Raw genomic sequence first — 5,276 nt, forward strand, 5'->3', positions numbered from 1 at the left:
CTATTTACAGTTGTGAGTGTTGTATTACTTGGCTGATTTACTATAACTGGTGGTTCTCCTGGTACTAATATAAAGCTTCCAGTAACATTTGCCGTATTGGCAATCGTTCCGTTTGATGGAACACTAACAACTATTACCTGAAACGTGACTTCTACACTTTCACCTGGATTTATATCTGGAAGTAGGAATCCATTATTAGGATTGAATCCAGGTTGTAACGCACCGTCTATCGTTACACTGTCTGGTACAAATGTTATAGAGGAAGGTAGTACATCACTATATTGAACATTCGTCGCTGTCACTGTTCCCGTATTTTGAACTACTGTTGTATATGTGATTGTATCGCCTACTGCAACAATCGGCTGACTTACCGATTTTAAAACATTCAAACCAGATTCATTTATTTTAGTTAATGTCGTATTACTTGTCGTCGTTTCAGTTATAGGTGGCTCTGTTTCACTTACAGCAAATGTAGCTGTAACGTCTACAAAGTTAACAACTGTTCCCCCTTCTGGTATGCTCGTTACCACTTCCTGATATGTGACAAGTACAAAATCATTTACAGGGATATCGGGAACTGTAAATCCGATAAAAGGATCTAATCCCGGCTCTGGTACCCCGTTAATGCTCACACTTCCTGGTACAAATGCTACCCCAGTAGAACTAGAATCGATAAATTGAACATCTGTTGCTGTCACTGTTCCAAAATTAAAAATCAGTACATCATAAGTCAAAACTTCTCCAACTGTCGCTACTTCTTTATCTACTATTTTTAATGGGAAAATAAAAGCTATATTAATTGTCGTAACGACTAAATTCGTTAAAATTGTTTGCGTAATCGGCGGTTCCATTGGATTCGGTTGTGAAGTAAATGTAACATCTGCATCATTTAATATGACTTCATTATCAGGAATCGCTGTAATCGTCACTTGGAACGTTACAGAAATACTCCCACTAGGATTTAATAACGGAATAACTGTAAATCCTTGTTCTGGATTTAAACCAAGTTGTTGGATTCCACCTATCGTTACACTATTTGCAACAAATGTTGTTCCTTCTGGAATTACATCTTGGAAGAGCACATCTGTAACAGGAATAATGCCTATATTCGTTATTAGAACGGTATACGTTAATACATCACCAACGGCTCCAGTGGCAACATTAACTGTTTTTGTAGCGGTCACTTCCCCTGGAGGTGGTAACGGTATAGTCACGACCGTCGTATTACTAGAATTTGTCGTTGTTACAGGTGGTTGTAAAGGATTTAATAAGAAAGTGGCTGTAGCAGCTGCTGTGTTTAATACCGCTCCGCGTGTAGACGGCGCAACTACTGTAACTTGGAACGTAACCGTCAATGATGTTCCAGCTGCAATATTAGGAAGCGCAAAACCTACATTTGGATCAAATCCAGGTTGAGAAGTTCCATTTATCGTTACACTATTTGCGACAAATGTTGTTTCTGGAGCAACTGTATCAATGAAGGAAACATTCGTTGCTATAACTGTTCCGTTATTTCGAATGACAACAGAATACGTGTAAGTTTCTCCAAGTGCTGCTTGTTGTACAGATGAAGATTTTTGTATATTTAACTGTGCTGTATTTACTTGTGTCACTACAAAATTACTATTCGTAACAGTCGTTATAGGAGGACCTGCTGGATTTATAAGAAAACTTGCCGTCACGTTTGATTGATTTCTTATATTTCCACCACTTGGAACACTAGTCACTGTAACTTGAAACGTAATTGTAACGGTTTGCCCAACTGGAATATTCGAAACTGGAAAACCTACCGCAGGGTCTGCTCCTTGCTGAACAACACCATTTATCGTTACACTATTCGCGACAAATGCAGCTCCGGCAGGTATCGGATCTTGAAAAATAATATTTGCTGCAGGAACAGTTCCTGTATTTTGAATACGAATCGTATATGTTAACGTATCTCCTACACCTGCTTGCGGCGTATTTACACTCTTCATTACATTAATTGAACCTACATTTACTCGTGTCACAACGATATTACTAATCGTTACAATTGTAATCGGTGGCTGCAATGGACTTACTTGAAAATCAGCAGTTACATTTGCATTATTCGGAAGTACCCTGTTCGCTGGCACACTTGTGATCAACACTTGGAAAGTGACAGTTACCATCCCTCCTACTGGAATATTAGCAAGTGGAAATCCAGTTGTTGGGTTTAAACCTGGTTGAGAGATCCCGTTTATTGTTACACTATTCGCAACAAACGTTGTACCAGCTGGAATTGGATCAAGGAATGATACATTTGTCGCTGCTACTGTTCCACTATTTTGTATACGAACTGTATACGTTAACGTATCTCCTAAACCCGCCTCAGTAGCGCTTACACTCTTCATTACATTTAACCCTGAAGAATTCACGACTGTCATAACAGTATTACTCGGCACCGTCACAGTAATTGGTGGCTCTGTTGGATTTACAAGAAAATCTCCGGTGACATTCGCATTATTTACAACATTATTTCCCATCGGGATTTCATCAATTAATACTTCAAATGTAACAGTCACACTCTCACCAGTAGGCAAATCATTTAATGTAAATCCGAATTCCGGATCTGCCCCTTCTTGTAAAACTCCATTAACAAATACACTATTTTCAATAAATAACGTCTCTTGCGGAATGGCATCTTGGAAAAATACATTTGTAGCTGGCACACTTCCTGCATTTATTATTTCAACTGTATATACTAAAATATCCCCTACAGTTGCAACACCAGTATTCACAGATTTTATAACTTCAAAGCTCCCTGTTTGTACAGCCGTATTCACGACGTTACTCGGAACAGTAATAGTAACCGGTGGTTCATTCGGATCCACTTGAAAATTCGCGGATACAGTTGCACTATTTAAAATATCTTCATTTGGCGGATCCTGCTCAATTAATACATCAAATGTAACTACAACTGTCTGAGCCGCAGGGATATTCGGAAGAGAAAATCCCGAATTCGGATTCAGTCCACTTTGCAGTGCTCCATTAATCGTTACAGAGTTGGCAACGAAAGAAACGGCTGAAGAAGTAGTATCTTGGAAAAACACATTTGTTAACGGAACGTTACCTGTATTTTGGACGGCAATCGTGTATGTTAAAGTATCCCCTACTGCCGCTTGAGTTGTATTTACTTCTTTTATTACCTTTAAACCGCCTGTATTAATTTGCGTTACAACTGTATTCGTTTGTCTATTAATCGTTATTGGTGGCTGATTCGGGTTTACGATGAAATTAGCAGATACATTCCCACGATTTGCAACGGTACCACCTGAAGGTGCTGATACAACTCGTACTTGAAATGTCACCGTCCTACTTCCGCCAGGAGATATATTAGCTACTGCAAACCCCGTCGCCGGATTTGCCCCGGGTTGCGAAACTCCGTCTACAGTTACACTATTTGCGATAAAAGTCGTTCCAGTTGGGATTGGATCTTGAAAAATAACGTTCGTCGCAAGTACATTTCCTGTATTTTCAATTGTAACGGTGTACGTAAGAACGTCGTTAACCGTCGCAAAAGCTTTATCCACTGTTTTTCTCGTTCTTATATCAGCTATATTTATTGTAGTAAACACTGTATTACTTGTCGCTTGACCTGAAACTGGTTGTTGACCAGGCACTGGGGTAAAGTTAAATGTTACACTCGCACGATTTGGAATTGGATTTACAAGAGGATTTGATGTTACTCGAACTTGAAAACGCACTACAGTCGTTTGCGAAGCATTAATACTTCCGATATTAATACTACTTGCTGGATTTGCTCCTGGACGCGCTACTCCATTTACCGTAACACTATTTGCGACAAATGTTGTTCCAGCAGGGATACTATCAACAAAAATCACATTATTTGCAGCGACATTCCCATTATTCGTCACATTAACTGTGTACGTTAATACATCATTAAGTGCTGCCGTCTGTAAATCTACAGATTTTTGCAAACTTACATTTGCGCGATTTACCGTCGTCTGTACTGTATTTGAAGAAGCTGTACTTGTGATAGGAGGACTTCCAACAAAAGGACGGAATTGGTATGACACCATTGCACGATTTGAAATTGGATTGGGATTCGGGAATGACGTAACTCTCACTTGAAATGCAACAACTCTTTGAGCATTATTCGGTATCGTTCCTAAATTAATCCCACTAGCTGGATTGGCGCTCGGCTGAGTTACTCCACCTACTGTTACACTACCAGCTATAAATGTTGTTCCGTTCGGAATACTATCTTGTAATACAACGTTTTCTGCACTTCCTGTTCCTGTATTCGGAACAGTAATCGTATAAGTGAGAATATCTCCTATACCTGCAACTGTTTTATCAACAGATTTAACAGGATTTATAATTGGCCCTGTCGCATCAATTTGAACACCAAAACCAGCTGCAGCATATCCATCTCCATTTGTAACGAAGCGAACAGTTGCTGACGTTTGATTATTTACTAAGGATGACGAAGCATCTACATTCGTAATATCCCATCCTTGTCTTCGGACGGCTAAAGCTATCCCTAACGGCTGATTCAAATTTCCAAAGGTGCCAGTTGTATCTAAATTCCCACTATCATTACAAATTTGTGACTGAAAGAAATTATTTGCGGGATTTCTCGGTCCGAATAAAGCAACTGTAGCATTCGCATTCGGTCCAAAGCGAAGTTGATCTCCAACAATGTTAGAATCACCTTCTTGAGCAGTTACAAGTACTCTTCCTGTAACAGAACCTGTAGATGGAGTTGCGAAACCTGAAATAGTAGCATCAACTGGTGGTGATGAAGCATCAATAATTTCTTGACCTGCATACACTGACAAATTCCGAAGTGGTAAACTTGTATTTTGATAAACTACCTCAAGCGTCCAACCAGCTGAACGACTGACTGTTGGATCAGCAGAAGTTCTTGTAGCCGGTACAGCACCCGTTGTATATGTTCCCGCTCCCCCTGTATTAACAAGATTCGTTACGTTAGCTGAACGTACGTAATAAAACTGGTTCCCTACTGAACCTTGCTGCGCAGTTGCAGGATCTGGTGTAACAGAAAACGTTCCTGCCGGTGTTGTAAATGTAATGTTATCATTTAAAAAAGCTGAAACATCCTCTGTATCGGTCCGGTATGTGCCGGCCCACACTAGTTCTGCGTATAAAATACTACTCCCTGCCGGAAGATTCAAAATTGCACTTGAAGAATTTAATGGCCAGTCATTCGTCGTTCCTGCTGGGAATCCAGATACTTGGAGCGATGTATTTACCGTTGTAAACACATCAAT

The 5,276-nt window shown here is 39.8% G+C and carries 1 protein-coding gene; it reads right to left on the reverse strand.

Annotated features, from left to right (window positions below; translation table 11 throughout):
• Positions 1-5,276, reverse strand: a 5,276-nt coding sequence (locus AC1DTM_RS17765) for a beta strand repeat-containing protein (RefSeq protein ID WP_477000576.1), incomplete at both ends; no start/stop codon positions are given.

It is taken from the genome of Bacillus sp. P4_D3 (assembly GCF_056401855.1).